The sequence below is a fragment of the Weissella uvarum genome (genome assembly GCF_016908785.1).
Taxonomy (GTDB): domain Bacteria; phylum Bacillota; class Bacilli; order Lactobacillales; family Lactobacillaceae; genus Weissella; species Weissella uvarum.
Window position 1 is genome coordinate 135,243 of sequence record NZ_JAFBEO010000001.1, and the last position, 17,725, is coordinate 152,967.

19 protein-coding genes are annotated in these 17,725 nt (G+C 38.3%); 12 read left to right on the plus strand and 7 right to left on the minus strand.

Annotated features, from left to right (window positions below; genetic code table 11):
• Window positions 1–194: 194 nt before the first annotated feature.
• From JOC36_RS00685 to JOC36_RS00695, 3 genes are all read right to left on the minus strand, one after another.
• Entirely contained in the window at window positions 195–746 is a 552-nt protein-coding gene (locus tag JOC36_RS00685) for a hypothetical protein (RefSeq protein ID WP_205144586.1), read from the minus strand.
• A 29-nt stretch (window positions 747–775) separates the two neighbouring features.
• The gene (locus tag JOC36_RS00690) at window positions 776–1,117 is read right to left on the minus strand and encodes an MmcQ/YjbR family DNA-binding protein (RefSeq protein ID WP_205144587.1); all 342 of its coding nucleotides are present in this window, start codon (window positions 1,115–1,117) and stop codon (window positions 776–778) included.
• Between the two features lie 744 nt (window positions 1,118–1,861).
• Entirely contained in the window at window positions 1,862–2,437 is a 576-nt protein-coding gene (locus tag JOC36_RS00695) for a helix-turn-helix domain-containing protein (protein WP_205144588.1), read from the minus strand.
• A gap of 146 nt (window positions 2,438–2,583) precedes the next feature.
• On the opposite strand from JOC36_RS00695, the gene JOC36_RS00700 reads away from it, so the two are divergent.
• The 12 genes from JOC36_RS00700 to JOC36_RS00755 all read left to right on the plus strand — a co-directional run bounded on the left by JOC36_RS00700 (window position 2,584) and on the right by JOC36_RS00755 (window position 10,343).
• Window positions 2,584–2,790: a hypothetical protein gene (locus tag JOC36_RS00700; RefSeq protein ID WP_205144589.1), complete on the plus strand. Its 207-nt coding sequence runs from the start codon at window positions 2,584–2,586 to the stop codon at window positions 2,788–2,790.
• Between the two features lie 98 nt (window positions 2,791–2,888).
• The gene (locus JOC36_RS00705; protein ID WP_205144590.1) at window positions 2,889–3,416 is read left to right on the plus strand and encodes a Rha family transcriptional regulator; all 528 of its coding nucleotides are present in this window, start codon (window positions 2,889–2,891) and stop codon (window positions 3,414–3,416) included.
• Between the two features lie 265 nt (window positions 3,417–3,681).
• The gene (locus JOC36_RS00710; RefSeq protein ID WP_205144591.1) at window positions 3,682–4,053 is read left to right on the plus strand and encodes a MerR family transcriptional regulator; all 372 of its coding nucleotides are present in this window, start codon (window positions 3,682–3,684) and stop codon (window positions 4,051–4,053) included.
• 17 nt (window positions 4,054–4,070) lie between these two features.
• Entirely contained in the window at window positions 4,071–4,208 is a 138-nt protein-coding gene (locus JOC36_RS00715; RefSeq protein WP_205144592.1) for a hypothetical protein, read from the plus strand.
• Window positions 4,209–4,459: 251 nt separating this feature from the next.
• The gene (locus JOC36_RS00720; RefSeq protein WP_205144593.1) at window positions 4,460–4,810 is read left to right on the plus strand and encodes a hypothetical protein; all 351 of its coding nucleotides are present in this window, start codon (window positions 4,460–4,462) and stop codon (window positions 4,808–4,810) included.
• A 378-nt stretch (window positions 4,811–5,188) separates the two neighbouring features.
• Complete coding sequence (locus JOC36_RS00725; protein ID WP_205144594.1) at window positions 5,189–5,647, plus strand: hypothetical protein; 459 nt, start codon at window positions 5,189–5,191, stop codon at window positions 5,645–5,647.
• Window positions 5,648–5,918: 271 nt separating this feature from the next.
• Window positions 5,919–6,080, plus strand: a complete 162-nt coding sequence (locus JOC36_RS00730) for a hypothetical protein (RefSeq protein WP_205144595.1) — start codon at window positions 5,919–5,921, stop codon at window positions 6,078–6,080.
• A 15-nt stretch (window positions 6,081–6,095) separates the two neighbouring features.
• Entirely contained in the window at window positions 6,096–7,682 is a 1,587-nt protein-coding gene (locus JOC36_RS00735) for a DNA primase family protein (protein WP_205144596.1), read from the plus strand.
• 297 nt (window positions 7,683–7,979) lie between these two features.
• Window positions 7,980–8,369: a hypothetical protein gene (locus JOC36_RS00740; protein WP_205144597.1), complete on the plus strand. Its 390-nt coding sequence runs from the start codon at window positions 7,980–7,982 to the stop codon at window positions 8,367–8,369.
• Window positions 8,370–8,372: 3 nt separating this feature from the next.
• On the plus strand, window positions 8,373–8,876 hold the full coding sequence (locus JOC36_RS00745; protein WP_205144598.1) for a hypothetical protein: 504 nt from the start codon (window positions 8,373–8,375) through the stop codon (window positions 8,874–8,876).
• A gap of 770 nt (window positions 8,877–9,646) precedes the next feature.
• Window positions 9,647–10,078 carry a hypothetical protein gene (locus JOC36_RS00750; protein WP_205144599.1) on the plus strand — a complete coding sequence of 144 codons (432 nt, stop codon included), beginning with the start codon at window positions 9,647–9,649 and terminating at the stop codon, window positions 10,076–10,078.
• A complete protein-coding gene (locus JOC36_RS00755) occupies window positions 10,059–10,343 on the plus strand; it encodes a sigma-70 family RNA polymerase sigma factor (protein ID WP_205144600.1) in 285 nt (94 codons plus the stop codon). Before JOC36_RS00750 ends, JOC36_RS00755 begins: the two co-directional genes overlap by 20 nt.
• A 649-nt stretch (window positions 10,344–10,992) precedes the next feature.
• On the opposite strand, the gene JOC36_RS00760 is transcribed toward JOC36_RS00755, so the two are convergent.
• Genes JOC36_RS00760 through JOC36_RS00775 form a run of 4 tightly spaced genes read right to left on the minus strand, consistent with a single transcriptional unit; the run spans window position 10,993 to window position 17,721 of the window.
• Window positions 10,993–11,574, minus strand: a complete 582-nt coding sequence (locus JOC36_RS00760) for a hypothetical protein (protein ID WP_205144601.1) — start codon at window positions 11,572–11,574, stop codon at window positions 10,993–10,995.
• Window positions 11,575–11,631: 57 nt separating this feature from the next.
• Window positions 11,632–12,105, minus strand: a complete 474-nt coding sequence (locus JOC36_RS00765) for a hypothetical protein (protein WP_205144602.1) — start codon at window positions 12,103–12,105, stop codon at window positions 11,632–11,634.
• Window positions 12,106–12,116: 11 nt separating this feature from the next.
• Window positions 12,117–14,402, minus strand: a complete 2,286-nt coding sequence (locus JOC36_RS00770; protein ID WP_205144603.1) for a DNA/RNA non-specific endonuclease — start codon at window positions 14,400–14,402, stop codon at window positions 12,117–12,119.
• Window positions 14,395–17,721 carry a MucBP domain-containing protein gene (locus JOC36_RS00775; RefSeq protein ID WP_205144604.1) on the minus strand — a complete coding sequence of 1,109 codons (3,327 nt, stop codon included), beginning with the start codon at window positions 17,719–17,721 and terminating at the stop codon, window positions 14,395–14,397. The genes JOC36_RS00770 and JOC36_RS00775 overlap by 8 nt, the downstream gene beginning before the upstream one ends.
• Window positions 17,722–17,725: the final 4 nt, after the last annotated feature.

Below are 17,725 nucleotides of genomic sequence, written 5' to 3' on the forward strand. Positions count from 1 at the left end.
TGCCTTTATATCAACGTTTCTAGCAAGGTATCCCCCCTAGAAAAAAGTTTTGAAAATTCAACATTTTTGTAAGACGGCGAACTGTGTGCGCTCCTTTTTGTTGACAACCATAGGGGGGTTAAATATTTAGCGCCTCATATTCGTTACTCAACTTCAACTGATGACAATACGACATAACTTATCTATAAAATTCGTTAGTTAATATGATGTGTTTTTTCAAAAGTTTGGCGCTGTTCAGGACTCATCGCTCGTTCCTGATCAGGAGTTGGGTGACTCGAAGGGTCGTTAGCAATTTGACTAAGTTGTTCCTCGGCCGATAGATTGACCCCATTTGACTGTGGTTTTAGTCCTGGCCTATCCGTTGCTTTGCGACCATCTTCCCAACCCCGTACAAAATTTCCACCCACATTAATACCAGGAGACGCTTGCCCAATAAACCCAACACGATTATCTTCCTTACCTATCTCAACACCCGCTGCATAACCTTTACTGTAAGAATCATCCACTTCTGAACCACTTCCTTGTTGCTGTGTATCATCTATGGTATTACTCTCATCAGACACATGTTCTGTCGATACTTCTGTATCATTTTCTTCTGCACTCTTGCTTTCCGAACTCGATTGTTTTGGTGCCACTTGTACATCAGTATCTGGATTATCTTTTGAACTTACGTGCTCATATCCGATATATGCACCCATTCCGATAATCGCAACTCCTGCTAATGCAAATACTAATTTTTTCATCATTTCTTACCTCACTATACGTCACCGGAACTTTAGCTAGTTAAATCAGAACTCTCTTTAATCATATTAATTAACTCGCTCTCTGACACGTCTGTATCATTAACATGTACCGTATTCCAGTGCTCTTTGTTCATATGATAACCAGCCCCAACGCCTCTTAATAGTCTCATTTGTTGCCCATGCTCAATGGTTAACTTCAAATCAATCAGCAACTCATCATCTTTTTCAAACACTAGCGCAATAATCTTGTTATTGCTTTCATGCTTAATGACATGCCACACAATTTTTTCATGACTATTGTCTTTATTGAACGGAAACGATTCGTAACCGTCTGTATTATCAATTACCAACTGCACCAAGTTTTTTAAGTTCATAACTCATCCCCTTTATCGTCATGGGTGCACCTTGAAGTACGCCCATAAAAATCCCTTAGTTACGTCTGTTATTGAACGGGCGTACCTCAGCTAATATCGTGGGCGCAAATCTGCGCCGTCTAATACATAACAATCTCTCGGATCAAATCCGAGCCCGCCAAATTAACAGGTCAACCAAGATCGGATACATCTCATCCCCACTAATGGACGACATGCTTAGCTAAATAGGTCTGCGCAAAAGTTCGCAACCTTAAATCTCGCGGTCCAAATCTGGACTGCCAAATTAAACGGTCGGCGGAAGTGTCCGCCTACCTCATCACCAACGCAAATTTGCTTCGGCCCAAATCTGGTCCGAGTAAATTAAACAAGTGTCGGTAATATTGCTGACACCCTAAATTGCTAATGCTATCCAATGGCGCGTTGGTTTATAAACAGAGGTCGTGAATTGCGACCCCAGTTCGTAAGGGAGATGGTGACTTGCCACCCCCCTTTTTACTCAAAAATGAGTATTCGCCCGATTTGGTGTAAACCTTATTCCAAGCTCCGGGAGGAGACTACTAACGAATAGTTAAGCGCGAGGATTTCATCCACATTCAAATCAAAATTTTATTTTGATTTGAGTATCACTTATAAAATCTACGTCAATACCATACGTATCCAAGTAATACTTTGTTCGTTCTTTTTGCCTATCATTTTCAAAAAAAATTATCTGGTAAATCAATATTATTGTTTGCTTGTGCTTCTTTAATCATTTTTTTCAATATATTTAGCCCGTTCAATTGCCTTATCTGATTGTTTAATCTCCTCATTTATAATAGAACTCACAGACTCTTCAACAGAAATTAACCAATCCCATTTAGTCCCTTCTTCATCACCTCTATCGTTTGAATATGTAATATCTATAGCAAGCAAGATATCATCTAACAATTTATCAACTGAATTACGATCTTCAATATTCGCCAATTTCTGATTCAGATCATCAAAGTGCATAATATTTAATATTTGTGACAATTCATCTGATCGACCTCCTTGCAGACGTGAAGTTGAGGCTTCTTCATCTTCCTTGATTGATACTGAAGAATATTCTTTTTTTGGGTAATTAATATATTTTTCATCCCAACTATTTTTTACATCAGTTATTCCTTGCAAGTAACCAACATCAACATCAAAATAAGCAGCTAATTTTTTCCAAGTTTGAAGCTTGGGCTCACGATCTCCTCGCTCATAATTTGAATAAGTATTGGTTGGTATCCCTGCACCTTCACTAACATCTTTTTGTGTCAATCCATTTTCTTTTCTAACTTCTTTCAATCTGTTCATCGATTTAACCGCCAATTTCTAAACTACATATTTACAATTTATTATAGCATAATACCCCAATTTGAAAAATAATGATTGATTTTCGTTTTGGGGTGTTTTATTATTTGCTTACACCCCATTTTGAAAACACGAAAGGAAGTTAACAAATGCAAGCGATTATTACACAAGCACAGCAAAACGCTTTACTCAAAAAGCAGGCCTTAAATCGACTGTCCCGTACCGCGTTAGCGAATGAACTAGAATTATCTCGCCCGACTGTACAAGCAGTTCTGGATACAGAGCCCCCTTTTGCAGTTAATAGCAAAACGTTCACAGCCGTGAATAATTGGTTAATCGAACAACTAGACAACTAAATCATACAAATCAGCCTACCAAGCATATGTAAAACAAAAAAACGCCACCTCCATAAAGAGATGGCGCTCACATAACAATGTCCAGGAGGAATTATACCATGAATACAGATCTCGTATTTTACCACAATTTAAAAGATGAACCATATACAACTGTTTCCATTATAGAAAAGTTTACTAAAAACTCACGTCACTCAATTATGCAATTAATTAACCGTCACAAAAACAAACTTGAAGAGCTGGGAGTTTTGGCATTTGAAATGCGTAAACCTCTCAAAGGTTCAAAAGGTGGTCGCCCAATCAAAGAAATTCATTTAAATGAAGATCAAGCAACCTTTCTAATAACGTTACTAGATAATACGCCCACGGTTGTTAATTTCAAGTTTGCTCTTGTTACTGCATTCAGACAAGCAAAACAAGAATTAGTTAATCAACAAGTTCTACTAGAACGTAATCACCAAACTAATAAGGATTTAGGCGAAGTCATTAAAGCACACTTCCCCGACAATCCATTTATGTACAGCACGTTCCACAATCTAGCATACAAGGTTGCCATCGGCATGAACTCGAAACAGGTCAAACAAGCCCGTAATGTGACTAATGCCCAAGACGCACTCACATCAAGGTAGAGCGTTACCGCACCATTATCGCTAATTTAATTGAATTGGGGATGGACTACCCACAAATCAAACAGCAGTTAACACTCGTTACACAGTAGACACTGCGGTATCTACTTAGACATGGAAAACATGTATCAGCTTATTATCTCATTAATAAATCCGACCAAATTTAACGTGTCCCAAACACAAAAAGCGACCTAGGCATTACGAAGACCTAGACCGCTTACATACCTCTCACAGAGGTACTAACCAACTATGAAAGGAACATTTTACTATGACATCTAATATTGTAACACTTCATGGCGCTATGGTGGCTAATCAAACACATACCGCCCAATTGGCTGATGTTTCTGTCATGACAATTATTAATTGGACAAAACAAGGCAAATTACACCCCCATATCGAAGGAGGCACCAAACTCTATGATTTAGATGAACTCATCACGCTCATTCGGCCACGTAATCCCCACAGCCGACGAAGTTATTTAATTGCAGACATCCCCGATTATCAGAACTTTATTGCACATATTGTCGGGGATGTTACCCAACAAGTTAAAGATAGTCTACTATCCGACAACGTAGCGTTATCTAAAGAACAAACGAACACCATTATTATGGACGCCGTCAAGAAAGGACTGGACACATGACTCCGTAAGCCCAACATATGAGTAACAAATTTATTTTAGAACTGATGGATAACTGTGAAGTGATTAATCACGCTGACTTATCCGAACAAAAGAAAGTCGCTAATTTTAAAGCCTTATGGCACCAACTAGACGGTTGGGCAGTAAAAGGAAAATAAACTATGCATGTATCCCTACTTGAACTTACAGAGTACGCGCTCGCCTTTTTAAACTCAAGTGAAGCTATTTTTTTACTCCCCTAATCTTAATGCGACTGCATAACGCTTTTTAAACTGTTTAACTGATTTAGATCGTAAGAGCTTATCAATGATTGAAATTCACGATTTAATTTTAGCTTGCACCGTGCTCCCTTGGCACAAAGAACCAACCACACAACAACTCACGGCATTCATTCTAGGAGGTACCCAATATGCCTAAATTAAGCAAACTGCAACAAGCCGTTTATGATTTACTGCCTAAAGGTGCTGAGCGACCACGACCACAAGATGAATTAATTTACCTACTGGAACAAAGCGAGCAATTCAAAGTGACGCCTCGCTTGGTTAGTCAAATTATCAACGATTTAATCCTTAAAAATCAGAGCCAAATTGGCTCAAGTCGTAATGAACCAACAGGCTATTACTTAATTGAGACCCCACAAGAATTACAGAATGCCGTACGTCCATTAAGTCGACAAGCAAATGCTGAATTAAAACGAGTTGATACCTTACTTCAAATTGATTTAACAGAATTTTGGTCAAAAGAAAAAGCCGATGTGTGAAACGGAAGAAACACAACCAGCTTATTATTCTCGTTATTAGCATCCGACCAAAGTTGCCTAATAACACACTCTTAGCTTTTAAGGAGCAAATTAATTATGCATGAAGATAAACAAAATAACAACCATATATCAACAAACGGTAGAGTTAGGGGCACTCGTGAATATCTTGATTTATATCTACACCCTTGGAACAACGACCGCATATTTTTTTATATGCATGCAATCGTCACAGCTACACTAATTTTTGAAAACAATGCAAATGACTCCATAACACGTATGGTTAGCATTTTAAATAATCGTCTTGACTCCCCCTTTAAAACAAGATGAACAAGAATACGCACTGAACCTTTTACTGGAAGGTATTCGTAGGGGGCTTTTATGATCTATACAACGCAAGGTGTCATGCAACGTCAATATATACAAGTCAATGGGGATGACTGGCACCATCTCCTAAATGCAGTCGCTAATCCACCTAATTTAAATAACCTCACAGCCAATCAATTAGACACCTACAAGCATACAAATGCCCCTTATGCAATTTATGGCACGAGCACAGGCCTCGAACGTGGCACGAGTGACATTACTAGCCGTTCAATCCTATTTATTGATGTGGACGACAGCAGTAAAGACTACCAAACAAACGCTAATCATATCGCTACCTTCTTAGGCGCATTCAGCACTAACCACGTTATTTATCCCACAATTAACAACGCCATCAAGCAAGGTGAACGCTTACGGGTAGCTATCCCCTTAGACGTTGAATTAACGCCCACTGAATATAGCCAAGTGTGGCAAGTCTTAACACATTACTTGCGTCTCAAAGCTGACCCTGCATAAAGCATTCAAACAACTCCAAGGACTTTATGTTAAAACGACGCAGAACGCCCACAATGCGCCAATTATTGAAAATGACGGCACAGCCTTAAATACTGCCTTCTTTTTGAGTAAGTACGAAAACCTAATAAAACCTAAGGTTAATCAATCAAAGAACCTGCCAACCCCTGCCGTGAATAGCAATACTCCTAGGTGGGCAGTAAACAACCGTAAAATTATCCGTGCCCTACTTGATCCCGAGAGCCATTACACCGCTTTCGGCGGTTGGGACAATATGCTAACGACGATTGGCGGTTGGGTCTTTAAGAATACGCAAGGCGATATAGATTTAACTGCTGACGCTGTCCAAGATACCAACAATCGAGGAACAGCCCCGATACCTGACCGTGAACTCACTAAAAAGTTTAAAAGTTGGCTGCAACACTGGCATTACTAGAAAGGAACCCATTACATGACAACAGAACACTCACGATTGGCTGATACGCTAACCGATGAAGAGAAACAGCAAATCACACAACAGCATGGTAAACCACGCCATGTTACTTATTGGGAAACACGGCAACACATCAATGATTTTATTACCAAGTCACTAGATGATACTAAAGAATTGCCTGATGACTTAGACCAACTACTCACTGAATTATCTGACATTTCCCCCAAGTGGCTATTACACCACTATGACCCCAAAACTAAACAAATTGCCCACAGTATTAACTATGAACAGTTTTTAAAGGCCATTCAGCAAAAACTACCCTTGATTTTCACACCTCAATATAAAAACGGTATTTTATACACTGGCAAACATTGGGAAGAATACGATAGCAAACGAGAAGCCAAAGAAGTGATTAAAACGGCTTGCATTGATGAAATTGAGACCGTGAAACTTTATAGTAAGCTCCCTAACCCTATCCTGTCTAAAATCTATAGCTATGTACAGGCAGGTATGACCAAAGAGCAACCCGTTCAATTTGATAAGAAGAATTACGCTAATTTTGCCAATGGTACCCTTGATTTAGCTACTAATAAAATGCATCCCCACAATAAAGACGACTACATCACAAAACTTTTACCGATTAACTATGAAGATAGTGATCAAGGTGGCCTTGTCTATGAGTATGCTAAACATTTACTTGGAGATGAAGTCCAAACGTTGAGCGAGTGGTTTGGCTATATGTTCTTTAATGATATGGCTACTATGAATAACATTGTCTTTATCCAAGGAACTGGTGGAAATGGTAAAAGCACTCTCTTGCACACCCTATCGCAAGCGTTTGGCCAATATGCCGGCGGTTATTCTATTTCTCAATTGGACGGACGAGACGGAGACCGTTTCCTTGATGAACTATCACGCAAGCAAGTTAATATCATTGCCGAAAGCGACCCGTACATCACAGAGAATGGCTTAAACCTCATTAAAAAGCTAACTGGTGGCGACCCAGTCGGTGCAAACCCTAAAGGCAAGAAGCCCTACACATTTATCAATACTGCTAAGTTTATCGTTTCAGCTAACTACAATTTACCAGCAATCGAGAACGAACCAGAGTTCAGACGGCGTTTTGTCTTATTGCATGCAGGCGCTCCCGCCATTTCAACCATGGACAACCCGAAGGCATTTAAAGACAAGTACAGCATGGAAAAGATGTTAAAGGAACTGCCGAAGTTTGTAAGTTACTCCATTAAGCAAGCAAAGCGAGCCATGGCCAATAAAGAGCTCACTATCTTACCTGAAACAAAGGCACGCACAGAGGAGTGGTTACAAAGTACCGATTATGTACAGCATTTTACCGATATGTATATCGTGCCAATTGAAGGGCTATACGGGGCTAGTCGTCCGTATCTACTAGACCGCTTTAATGAATTTCTTGATGTAGAAGCTGATGATCGGATGACTGCACAAGAGTTTACGCAAGCCATGAATAAAAAAGGTTTTGAATTTGAAATAACTCCAAGATACGGAAAAAGCGTCGACAATGAACTCATTGACGACTATAGCAAGGCTAAACGCAATCGTCTAAAAAATTTCGGCTACAAAGATTAATTACTACACATTACTACATCGTTACTACAAAAATTACTACACACTTTTTACTGATATAAAGGCATTTATAAGACATTACTACAATTACTACATTATTTTATAGTTCCCACGTATAGAGAATAAAGAAAATAACCCCTATATATATACAAGTGTGTGTGGGGTAATTCCAAAAAAAGGTAGTAATTGTAGTAAAATTTCCAAAACCTTCAGAGCGCCAATGGATACCGCCAATAATATTTGTAGTAATCAAGTAGTAAACATGTAGTAAATTACTACATACAAAGGAGAATCCGACCAATGAACAATAAACTCATGAATTTCATCAACAATAACGAAAAAGATTTTATCACTTGGCAACAAGCACAATATAGCCAAGTCGTAACTAACCCATTCATGTTAGAAAATGCAATCAATGCTTTAGGTTGGTTTACACAGCATTGGCAAGATAACGTATTAACTGACGGCACCCAGCTTAATGAATTAGAAGCAATAGAATTAATGAATGGCACAATCAATGTATTAGCTGTATCCATGACTTACTTAATGGACACGAGCGAACCAAATGCGGTTAATCGTCAAACCATTAGCAATTTTTCTGCCCTGATGAAATATCAAACGATTCATCCCTCTGACTTTAAAGAGATTGCTAAGCTATCACGTAATTATCTCGATGTGATTGGAGCTTAAACCATGGATGAACAAGAATACAAAGACTTTGAGGCTAAACGATTAGCTGGCCAATCCGTGGCTGATATTATGTATCAAAGTCCACACGGTAAAAATTACTATTATCAAAATGGCATGGTGGCTAGGTTTAACCAAGAACATAAGCGCCTACTTTCCAAGCATTCAGAACATGCAACCTATACGAGAATGTCTGAACAAGCTATCTATGATCAATATCTTAAGTACCGCCAACAGGGGATGACTATTGAGGACATCGCCAAACAACTTAATCAGCCACTTAGTCGCATTAAACAAGTGTTAAGCATTCGTGAAAGTCGCGCACTCATTCATAAAGCTGATGACACTTTGGCCAAACAAGTTAAGCAAGCTAATCGCCGTGATAAATTTAAAATCATTGACGCCTTTAGACAAAAGCTGATTGCCGACTATGGTAAAACGCTCATGGATGTGCCCAATGACGAGCCTAGGTTATTATCATTACAGCTCGCTAATCAAACTTTGAAATAATGAAAGGAGCAACCTTTTTTAAGGGTTGTTCTTTTTTTGTCCATTTTTACCCCGGGTATGGGTTTGAAAAGGATACCGCTAGTCAAGGTGTCACGTCTTGCACGCAGGCCAATTTTTAAACTTTTAGGTAGAGGGGGGGTAAATCCCCAAAGCATTGATATACTTATGTTTTGTTTTTATAAAATATCAAGTTTGCCGTCGTTTTAGAAAACATCCCCCGCCCCTTAAAACGTTTTTGGACTAACCATGCATGTCACGGTTTTCTCTCGATATATGACAGTTTCAAAAGGTAAAAAGTTTGTACCTAATGGACTAAAAACGCCGGTATAAAGGCATTTGTATTTTGAAAAAGCGCCAAAAACTACCGAAAAAAGGGTAAGAAAATACCGTCAATAGCTTGGAAAATATCCGGAATATTCATCACTGAAACTAGGTTCTTTTTTTTATGTAAAAGTGCACCCCTAAACTGCAACGCGTCTCAAAAACGTTGTACTGGTTGCGACACTCACAAAGCCCATTTGAAGGAGTTTTAAGCACTATATTCCGCATTGGATAAGCGCTTTACATACTAAGAAATGCTAAGATACTGCAACGCAAAATGGTAACCCTTCATTGGAAAATACCGGGGATGAGATGTTGGAGAAAAATACAGGTACTTAGTCCCAAATCACAGTTATCACTTTGCTGTAAAATAAAAAACGCCCTGCAAATGCTAGGCGCCTTCAAATGTTCTCGGTGTTTCAATTGTACCATTTGGGAGGTAAAGAAGAATGGGAAAATACGCAGAAATTTTTAAAATGTATTATATTGATCCAACTGAATTTAGGATTAATTCATGCCAAAAAACAGTGGATGATTATAAAGCTGGTAAACGGTCTAATGACATATACACTCAGACACATTCTAAAGCCCTTCCGTTGCTTATAAATCAACGCGACACCATTAGACAAGCACTCACCTACTTCACACCAGAAGAACAAAATATTATCGCTGAAATGTACGGCAAGACTAATAAGTCTATTAATCCGCCTAGCACTATTGCTCAACAGTTCAATATCACTGAAAAAGAAGCTAGAGCCCTAGCTAACCGCTTCACTAGGCGTTATAAAGTTCTTGGGGATAATGACGTTACTGAAGACGCCATGATGAAACCTATTACTGAATACTATGAGGAGCGCAAGCATGAACATTCAAGCAATTAGAAAGTGGTTTAATACTGAATGGCCACGCCTGCTAGCAATGGCTCACTACAACCGTGAATATATGTATCTCCCTGAACCAATAGGAGAAAATAGCAAGTTCGGTCATGAGATTATTAGCCAAGTATTTGAGATATTTCTTAGCATGCCCTACAAGCAAAGCAACGTAATTTTTTTACGCTATGTGCTTAGCTTACCCTTGCGGGATATTAGCGCTATTACCGGTCTAACCACTAGAAGAAATCAACAGCTACTAAACATTGCATAGGCCAATTTCGGGGATGCATTTAAGCCTACCTATGATTTTTCAGAGCAACAACCTATAGTCAATTATTATTAAGTAATTTTGTTGTATTTGACTTGTCTCATCACGTTGACAATTAACTGTGTTAAGTAGATAATAATATACATAAAAAGCGCTAGGTATCTGAACCATACCTAACGCCGTAAGTGTTGAGTATTAACGTGGTAAACGACTATTCTTTTGAATGGTCGTTTTTCTTTTTGCAATTGGGATCACTGCGTCTTATATAATCAGCCTTAGCCAATCGTATTAAGAACACACCCATAGCGCCAAGAATAATTGAAATAGCTATTGTTATCGCTTTTAAGAATGAGGATCAACCTGCTGAAACGCTAGTTTATGAGTATCACACAACGACTAATCACATTAATAAAGCGAAGGCAAAATTTTAAAAAAGCATACGTCGATAATGGCGATACTGATCAAACCGAGAAAAAGTTACTGCAGCCTGTAGTTGATAACCATAAATCATGCAGTTAAACGAAGTTTTATCATCGAATTCTTATTGCTCACCTAGATAAATATATATTTTATCAAAGACCATTCATTTGAATTTACACTTCAACATAAAAAAGAGCCACCCGTTAAGGTAGCTCTTTTTTAACCATGCCTCTTAATTTGGAAACCAAGGTAATTTTTCATCACTATCAAGGGCATATTTAGGCACTTCAGTTTTAAGTAAATCATACCAGCCGCTTAGGATTTTCTCTCGTGAAATTTCACTTCCATCCGCTCCTTCGTAAATAGTATGGCTAAACCATGCTCCTGAAGCGGCTTCGTATTGTAATTCAGCATACTTTATTTTTGAACGCCCTTCTTGCTTAAATAATCCATTGACATAATCTGCAATATCTTGTGCCTGCACCATCAACTGGTTTTGTATTTTATCCACGTACCTTGAATTCGTTAATTGCTCCCATGAAACGATTTCTCCATCAACTTGAAAAAATGTTTCAATTGTTGCGTCACCCGAAAAATCAACAAAAATAAATGCACGTTCGACTGAATCGTCGACAGCTTTTACAACGTTGCTAACAAGGTTCGGTTGCATATCATGCCAAATTTCTTCAGCTTTAGATTCATTCAAATACAACTCATCAGATAACTCCTGGGGGGCTGCTTTACCAGTATTAACTTCTTCTATTTTTCTTGAAATTCTAGAAAAAAAGCTCATAAGGTCTCCTTTTAAATTCATCGTTCAATAACTATAGCAAAGCCAGCTATTATTTTAATGACTGTCTTCTAAATTCGCCTATTGATTATGTTCTTGCATTTTATGAACTATATCCAAGTATACATCCTTTTCTTCAGGATATCCTAACACATAACTTTCTCCAACTGTTTTAGTTAAATAATAGTTAAGTATATCCAAAGAATCATAACCCTCGTCTACCCAGTCTATATCATCTAATTCTATTTCCTCAATTTTTTCACCATTCATAAATTCATATTTAACTACCATGTACCTGAATGTAATGTCAGCATCAGCTTTCAAAACTTTTTTTAAGTTTTCAACTTCAAAAATCATATCATCGAAAGCTTTATCATCTTCAATATCTTGTGAAAAAATCACAAGTTCATTATTAGAATTTATATACCAAAAGTCAGCCGATTCCCATCCATTTGAACTTTTCCCGAAAAACCAAACTTGCTTTACATATTTATCTTTTACAAAAGGTTTTATGATATTGAAAATATTTTTGAGTTCATTCATCTTGTTTTCCATTCAATAACTCCTTATTTATTGGGGAAGTTTTGAGTAATTTTAACACCATTTATCTTATAAGTTACTTTTAAACTACTTGGTCGTTGTGATTTTCCTCGATAAGTTAGACTTATTCTAATATCCGTTACTTTTTTACCTTTTTTAATCGCCGCAGCCCACTCTTTTTCCATTTCAAACCATTTACCGCCCGATTTATTAAGGTTAGAGCTCATAGCAACTAAATTGTCCAAATCTCCAGAACCACCAAACTGATGACCAATAAGGTGCCCACCATGATCGCCAGGTAATCTATCTTCCCGTCCAACTACCTTTTGAGAGTGTCCATTTCTCTTCATTCTTTTATCCTTACTAAACCATTTTAATTCCTTAAGGTTCACACGGTCAATTCGCCCTAAGCTATCAGTTGTATGTTCTGCACCAGACTTACCAGTTTTATAAGCAATGTTTACTTTCAGTTCCTTACGTCCATTCCTACCTGTTTTAGCAATTTGTTCTCCATTTTTTACAAATCGTACTGTTTTACCTTCACTATTCTTGGTAACTTTAGCTATTGGTTTAGGCTTTTTACTAATTTTATACTTAGGTATATTAGATTGTGGAGTCTTCTTTGTGCTTTTTATACCTTGTTTACCCGTCAATTTTTTAGCAGCCGTTTTTCCACTTTTAACCTGCTTTTTGACTAACATTCCCGGTATACGGAACACCTTAATTTGACCAGTTTTTGGGTTAATCTGTTTAACCAGCAACATGCCTTGCTTTACTGGCGCATTGCGTTCGGCACGTCGTGACTTTATCCGACTAATCGCTTGGTTTCGTTTACTCTTTCCAGTCTTGCCGTTCTTGGACTTCGGCTTAAACCGTTTTCCGCTCTTTGCGCCCTTGCGAAGCGCAGAGCCACCTCGTTTAGACTTAAGAAGTGTCTTTGAAAGACGCCCTGACTTTGACACAGCTTTTCCCGCAATTTTAGCCGCTTTAGCTGCTTTTCCTGCAGGAGTGAACCCAACTACTAGCCAAGCCGCTGCTTGAGCACGAGATGCTTTCTTTCCCGTTCGCCAGTCTTTTCCAGTCACTAAGATCCAAGCGTCTTTGGCCCCAATAAAATCACCGGCAATATCGGCCGCATCAAGTAATACCTTTTTATTCTGTTTAGCCCATTTCTTTGTCGCATGATACGTACTTACGACCTTTTTTCCAACCTTCTTAGCGGTCTTACCCAACCAATTCGTTAAGCTTCGTAATGGGGACTTCTTCTTATGGCCTTTTTTCTTGTGCTTTCGTTGCGCTTCACGTTTTAATTGTTTAGCCTTTTTAAGCGTCTTTTTATAAATTTTATTCGTTCTTTTAACGAGCTTTTTAATCTGCTTTTTGATCTTCTTTTGTATCTTCTTTAAAGATCGCAATTGATTTTTAATCCACTTAGCTGAATGCTTTCCGGCATTTTTAACTAAATAGGTCATTCGTCGTTGTAAGTTTCGAATCTTTTTAAATTGTTTACCAAAAGCCTTTTTTATATTCTTCGCAAAACTCTTTCCTAACTTACGACCTAATTTTGCGATTCCCTTCAAAGCTTTCTTCACCTTTGAAAGCTGCTTATTCATACTCTTTCTAAGCTTTTTAGTACTCTTTTTTAAGCTCTTTTTAAAGGATTTGATGAATTTTGTAAGACTCTTTTTAGCTTTTTTCTTCTTTTTGGCTCTTAGTTTCGCTTTTCGCTTTTTTTCAGCTTTTCGCTTAGCGGCTTTCTTTTTGGCAACCCATTTTTTATAAGCCTTCTTCGCAGCTTTTGTCCGATTATATCCCCAGCTAGCAGCTTTTCTACCCCAGTTGCCGACCGTACGTGAAATTGGACGCCAGACATTGCTAACTGCGCGTGAAATCGGACGCCAAACATTGCTAACGACACGTTTAATAGGTTTCCAAATTGGCGCGGTAAAGCGCTTAACTGCTTTGTAACCACGAGAAACAGTCTTTTTTATCCCCCGCCCTATCTTCTTCGCAGTTTTCTTCAAAAATCCCCAAAAACCATATGTTGTCGGCTTGGCTACTTTTTTACTACTTCCTGGTCGATCATAATCAACTTTGGTTGTCTTTTGGTAACGTGGCTTTTGATCATTTTGCTGCCCATATACTTCAGTTTCACCAATATTCTTTTGATAACGGCCATCTAAAACTTTCTCGGCCGCCTTCACTTGTTTTGGCGTTAAAGCAGACGGTAAGACACCTAGAGTACTGATTACCAGTACTGCCACCATGAAGATATTAAATCGCTTTAAAAACTTTTTAAACCACTTAGGCATTTCCTTTACCTCCGTGGTCCTTATACTTTTTCCATACGAACCGACTGATAACAAAAACAGCCAGAAAGCTCAAGATTACACTACCTAATACTGTTAACCATGTTGCCCGATTCCATCCCATTTTAGGCAAAAAGCCTGAACGTTTTTCAAAATTAGACCCTTTTTCAGCTGAGTTTCCTTTTGCATCCGTTGGCATGGTTGGTTTTGGATTAGCATTATCAGAGGCTGAACCCGCTTTTGCATTTGAATTATGCTTTGGCTCTCCTTGAGGCTTTGGTTGCTTATTTGGGTGATGCTCTACAGTTGACTTACCAGCTTGCTTTGCTGGATTGCTTTTCCGCTTCTCTGCTGACTGACTATCTTGCTTATTACCTTGTTTATCCGGCACATCTTCGATAGCTTCAATCTTCAACTTTTCGCCATTCTTAATCTGACCTTGCTTTACAAGTTGCTTACCCTTGTAGACTTTAACCTCCTGCTTACCAGTCAAATTTTGATTTGCGCGCTGGTCGTCAACAATATCTCCTGTCGGACCAGCTCCAAATTGATTAGATTTTTCGCCAACTTGATCCGCTGAACCTTTTAGTTCGTCCGTATATTCCAGCTTTGGATCTGTTATTTCCAATGCAATTTCGTCATCGTCAGCTACTTCATCATTAACCGGCATACTGAATTGCGCAACTTTTGGTGTTGCAGAAACAACTTTAGCTGACCGTTTAAAGCTTGTTCCAGCAGTATTCACGGCCGAAGTGTTCCGTTGGCCTTTACCTTTTGTAACTGCTTCGGAAGTCGCTGTATAGCCATCTTGTGAATAATCTTTAATTTGGCGACTAATCTTCGTGCCTGTAACACCGTTCACAACGTCAATATACTCTTGTGCTAATGTTTCACCACCATTATAAACGCCGGTTGTATTCGTAATGTTTCCTTGGTTAATGTCAGTCTTCATCTTATAACCAAAACTATCACGATAAATCATTGCTTGCTGGCTACTATTCACCGTAATCTTAATGATATCACCATTGGCAGCACGAAAAGTCGTTGATTGTCCAATTCCAAGGGGCTTATCAGTCAAAGCCCCTTGACCTTTACGATCATGCTGTACATCGACACCATTCTCTGTATTAACCAGAGTGATAATTTCACCATCGTTATATTCAATGCCATTTGAACGAATATTGCCATGATAATCAACTCGAGTAATCGCTTGCGCCCCATAGTTTAGTTCAACCCAATAACCGCGTGTTTTACGGTAATAGTAATTAACTTTTTCATCACGATCATTTATGAAGCCTGCTGCATTTTTAGGTAACTTTTCTGTAATCAGTGAATAAACATCATCAATATCCTTAGATGATGTCCCATAGATTTCATGATATTTTGTTTTAACATCATTTTTGCCTAAACTTTTCCCATCTTCAGTTAAATAATTAACCTGTAATTTTTGAGCTTTAGGTTCATAAAAGAGTGTAATTTCTTTGTTCTTAAAGTTAACCTTATCGCCTGAAAGCTTAGCTGAATTTTGCTTATCTAAGGTATACCCTTTTAGTTCTTTCAACTTAACCTGCCAAGGCTTACCATAACCAACCTTTATCTCTTTAGCTTTCGCAATTTCTTGATTTGTCCCTTTGAACTTGAAATGCAACTTCACAGAACTCTTGTGCTCAATTGGCTTCGTTTTATACTGAATGGTATCTTTAATTCCATCAATATTCGTATCAGCCTTAAATGCTAATACTGTTTGATCAACTAATTGATCATCCAATTGACCTGTGATTTCAAAATGATAAGTTTCTCCTGCAAAACGTAGTTTCTTCATCGTTTCAGAACTTACACTAAGCTGATAACGTTGATTCCCCAAATCCTTTTGCGTTGTTGGAATCGCATTGCCTTGAGCATCAACCATTTTAATTTTCGCTTGCTTAATTGCTTGCGGAACCGTTAAAGTTGTCTCCCAGTTTTTATAGCGATGGTTAATATCTTTATCTAAATGATTAATTGGCTGGACAAAGCTAGCCTTAACCTCCTTACCTGGTTTAAAGTCTTTTTCATCAATTTCCCATTTAGCTTTTGGAATCTTCACTGGACCAAAATCAGGCTTACTAACTTCAATATTTTTTACTGACCCATAACTACCTAATAGATCAAATCCATTGACACCAATATTGACACCATTTAGACCTTTAGAGTTATAGTGCACATTCAATTCACTACCAAAAGATTGATAGACACCACCACCATTGGGAAAATCTACTAACCCATCAGTTCCTGAACTATCTGATACTAAAGTGTTCCCATCCGGGCTTGTAATGTTAGAACCATGCCCTAGTAACGTCGCATTTTTAATTCCGAATACTTGTGAATAGTCAATATCATTCACAACAGGATACATTAATAAGTTAAGGGGCGTCCGAGTTCCTGCTTTATAGAATTTAACGGTATAGTCAACGCCACCCATTTCACGCATATTGACACTTAAGGCGCCACCTTGACCAACACTCATTCGCACATAGCTATTATTAACTGCCTTTGTCTCGGCTTCACTGGTCTTCGAATCTGCCTTAGTTTGTTCACTCTTGTCTGTCTTAATCGATTGACTTTCAACCTGATTCTTAGCTGCTTTTGAACTATCCTCTTTGGCTTTATCATCATCGTTAGTCTCATCATGCCGTTCAGCGGATTCAGTATCAGTCTGCTTCGTTTGTGTACCAGCTAAGCCCTGCTGTTCAGCCAGCTTCCCTAATGTTTTTGACTCCGTATCCTTCACATTACGCATCTTATTTGCTTCTGCCTGGACATCCTCGTCAACCACATCCATTGTTTTTTCTTGAGAATATTTACTCTCGCCATCAGGTTTATTAAAACTCGTCATGGTCCATACGGCATCAATTTTTTGACCAGCTTTGGTTTCCCCAATATTCGTAATCAAAACACTTGGCATAGGACTATTCTTATCTTTGGGATCAAAGCGATAATTATTTTGTGCACTCTCAACAGGTTTTCCACTTAACAATTTGAAACTTGAATTAGCATTAACCTGTAGGGCACCTTTCACAACATAATCATTTAATTTTTTCGGGTCATCTTCAGATTTTGTCGTCAATTTAACTTTTAAGTTTCCATTACTAATATCATCAATTGAACGGATTGTCCCTTTAGCAGTTGTCTTTAACCCATTGGGTAATATACCTGTATAGTTAATGTTCATAACACCGGCCGCATAAATTACAGACGTCCCAATAGTTGAAAGTACTAAAATCCCTGCTCCCATTAAGCCTACTTGCTTAACAATACGCCTCAATTTGTGCTTTCTTCTCATCTAT

Excerpts from the sequence above, each read along its gene's own strand:
- JOC36_RS00700 (WP_205144589.1), top strand. The coding sequence starts at position 2,584 with ATGCAAGCGATTATTACACAAGCACAGCAAAACGCTTTACTCAAAAAG.
- JOC36_RS00745 (WP_205144598.1), top strand. The coding sequence starts at position 8,373 with ATGGATGAACAAGAATACAAAGACTTTGAGGCTAAACGATTAGCTGGC.
- JOC36_RS00775 (WP_205144604.1), bottom strand. The coding sequence starts at position 17,721 with ATGAGAAGAAAGCACAAATTGAGGCGTATTGTTAAGCAAGTAGGCTTA.
- JOC36_RS00760 (WP_205144601.1), bottom strand. The coding sequence starts at position 11,574 with ATGAATTTAAAAGGAGACCTTATGAGCTTTTTTTCTAGAATTTCAAGA.
- JOC36_RS00740 (WP_205144597.1), top strand. The coding sequence starts at position 7,980 with ATGAACAATAAACTCATGAATTTCATCAACAATAACGAAAAAGATTTT.
- JOC36_RS00765 (WP_205144602.1), bottom strand. The coding sequence starts at position 12,105 with ATGGAAAACAAGATGAATGAACTCAAAAATATTTTCAATATCATAAAA.
- JOC36_RS00730 (WP_205144595.1), top strand. The coding sequence starts at position 5,919 with ATGCTAACGACGATTGGCGGTTGGGTCTTTAAGAATACGCAAGGCGAT.
- JOC36_RS00720 (WP_205144593.1), top strand. The coding sequence starts at position 4,460 with ATGCCTAAATTAAGCAAACTGCAACAAGCCGTTTATGATTTACTGCCT.
- JOC36_RS00755 (WP_205144600.1), top strand. The coding sequence starts at position 10,059 with ATGAACATTCAAGCAATTAGAAAGTGGTTTAATACTGAATGGCCACGC.
- JOC36_RS00750 (WP_205144599.1), top strand. The coding sequence starts at position 9,647 with ATGGGAAAATACGCAGAAATTTTTAAAATGTATTATATTGATCCAACT.
- JOC36_RS00695 (WP_205144588.1), bottom strand. The coding sequence starts at position 2,437 with ATGAACAGATTGAAAGAAGTTAGAAAAGAAAATGGATTGACACAAAAA.
- JOC36_RS00715 (WP_205144592.1), top strand. The coding sequence starts at position 4,071 with ATGAGTAACAAATTTATTTTAGAACTGATGGATAACTGTGAAGTGATT.
- JOC36_RS00705 (WP_205144590.1), top strand. The coding sequence starts at position 2,889 with ATGAATACAGATCTCGTATTTTACCACAATTTAAAAGATGAACCATAT.
- JOC36_RS00685 (WP_205144586.1), bottom strand. The coding sequence starts at position 746 with ATGATGAAAAAATTAGTATTTGCATTAGCAGGAGTTGCGATTATCGGA.
- JOC36_RS00770 (WP_205144603.1), bottom strand. The coding sequence starts at position 14,402 with ATGCCTAAGTGGTTTAAAAAGTTTTTAAAGCGATTTAATATCTTCATG.
- JOC36_RS00690 (WP_205144587.1), bottom strand. The coding sequence starts at position 1,117 with ATGAACTTAAAAAACTTGGTGCAGTTGGTAATTGATAATACAGACGGT.
- JOC36_RS00710 (WP_205144591.1), top strand. The coding sequence starts at position 3,682 with ATGACATCTAATATTGTAACACTTCATGGCGCTATGGTGGCTAATCAA.
- JOC36_RS00735 (WP_205144596.1), top strand. The coding sequence starts at position 6,096 with ATGACAACAGAACACTCACGATTGGCTGATACGCTAACCGATGAAGAG.
- JOC36_RS00725 (WP_205144594.1), top strand. The coding sequence starts at position 5,189 with ATGATCTATACAACGCAAGGTGTCATGCAACGTCAATATATACAAGTC.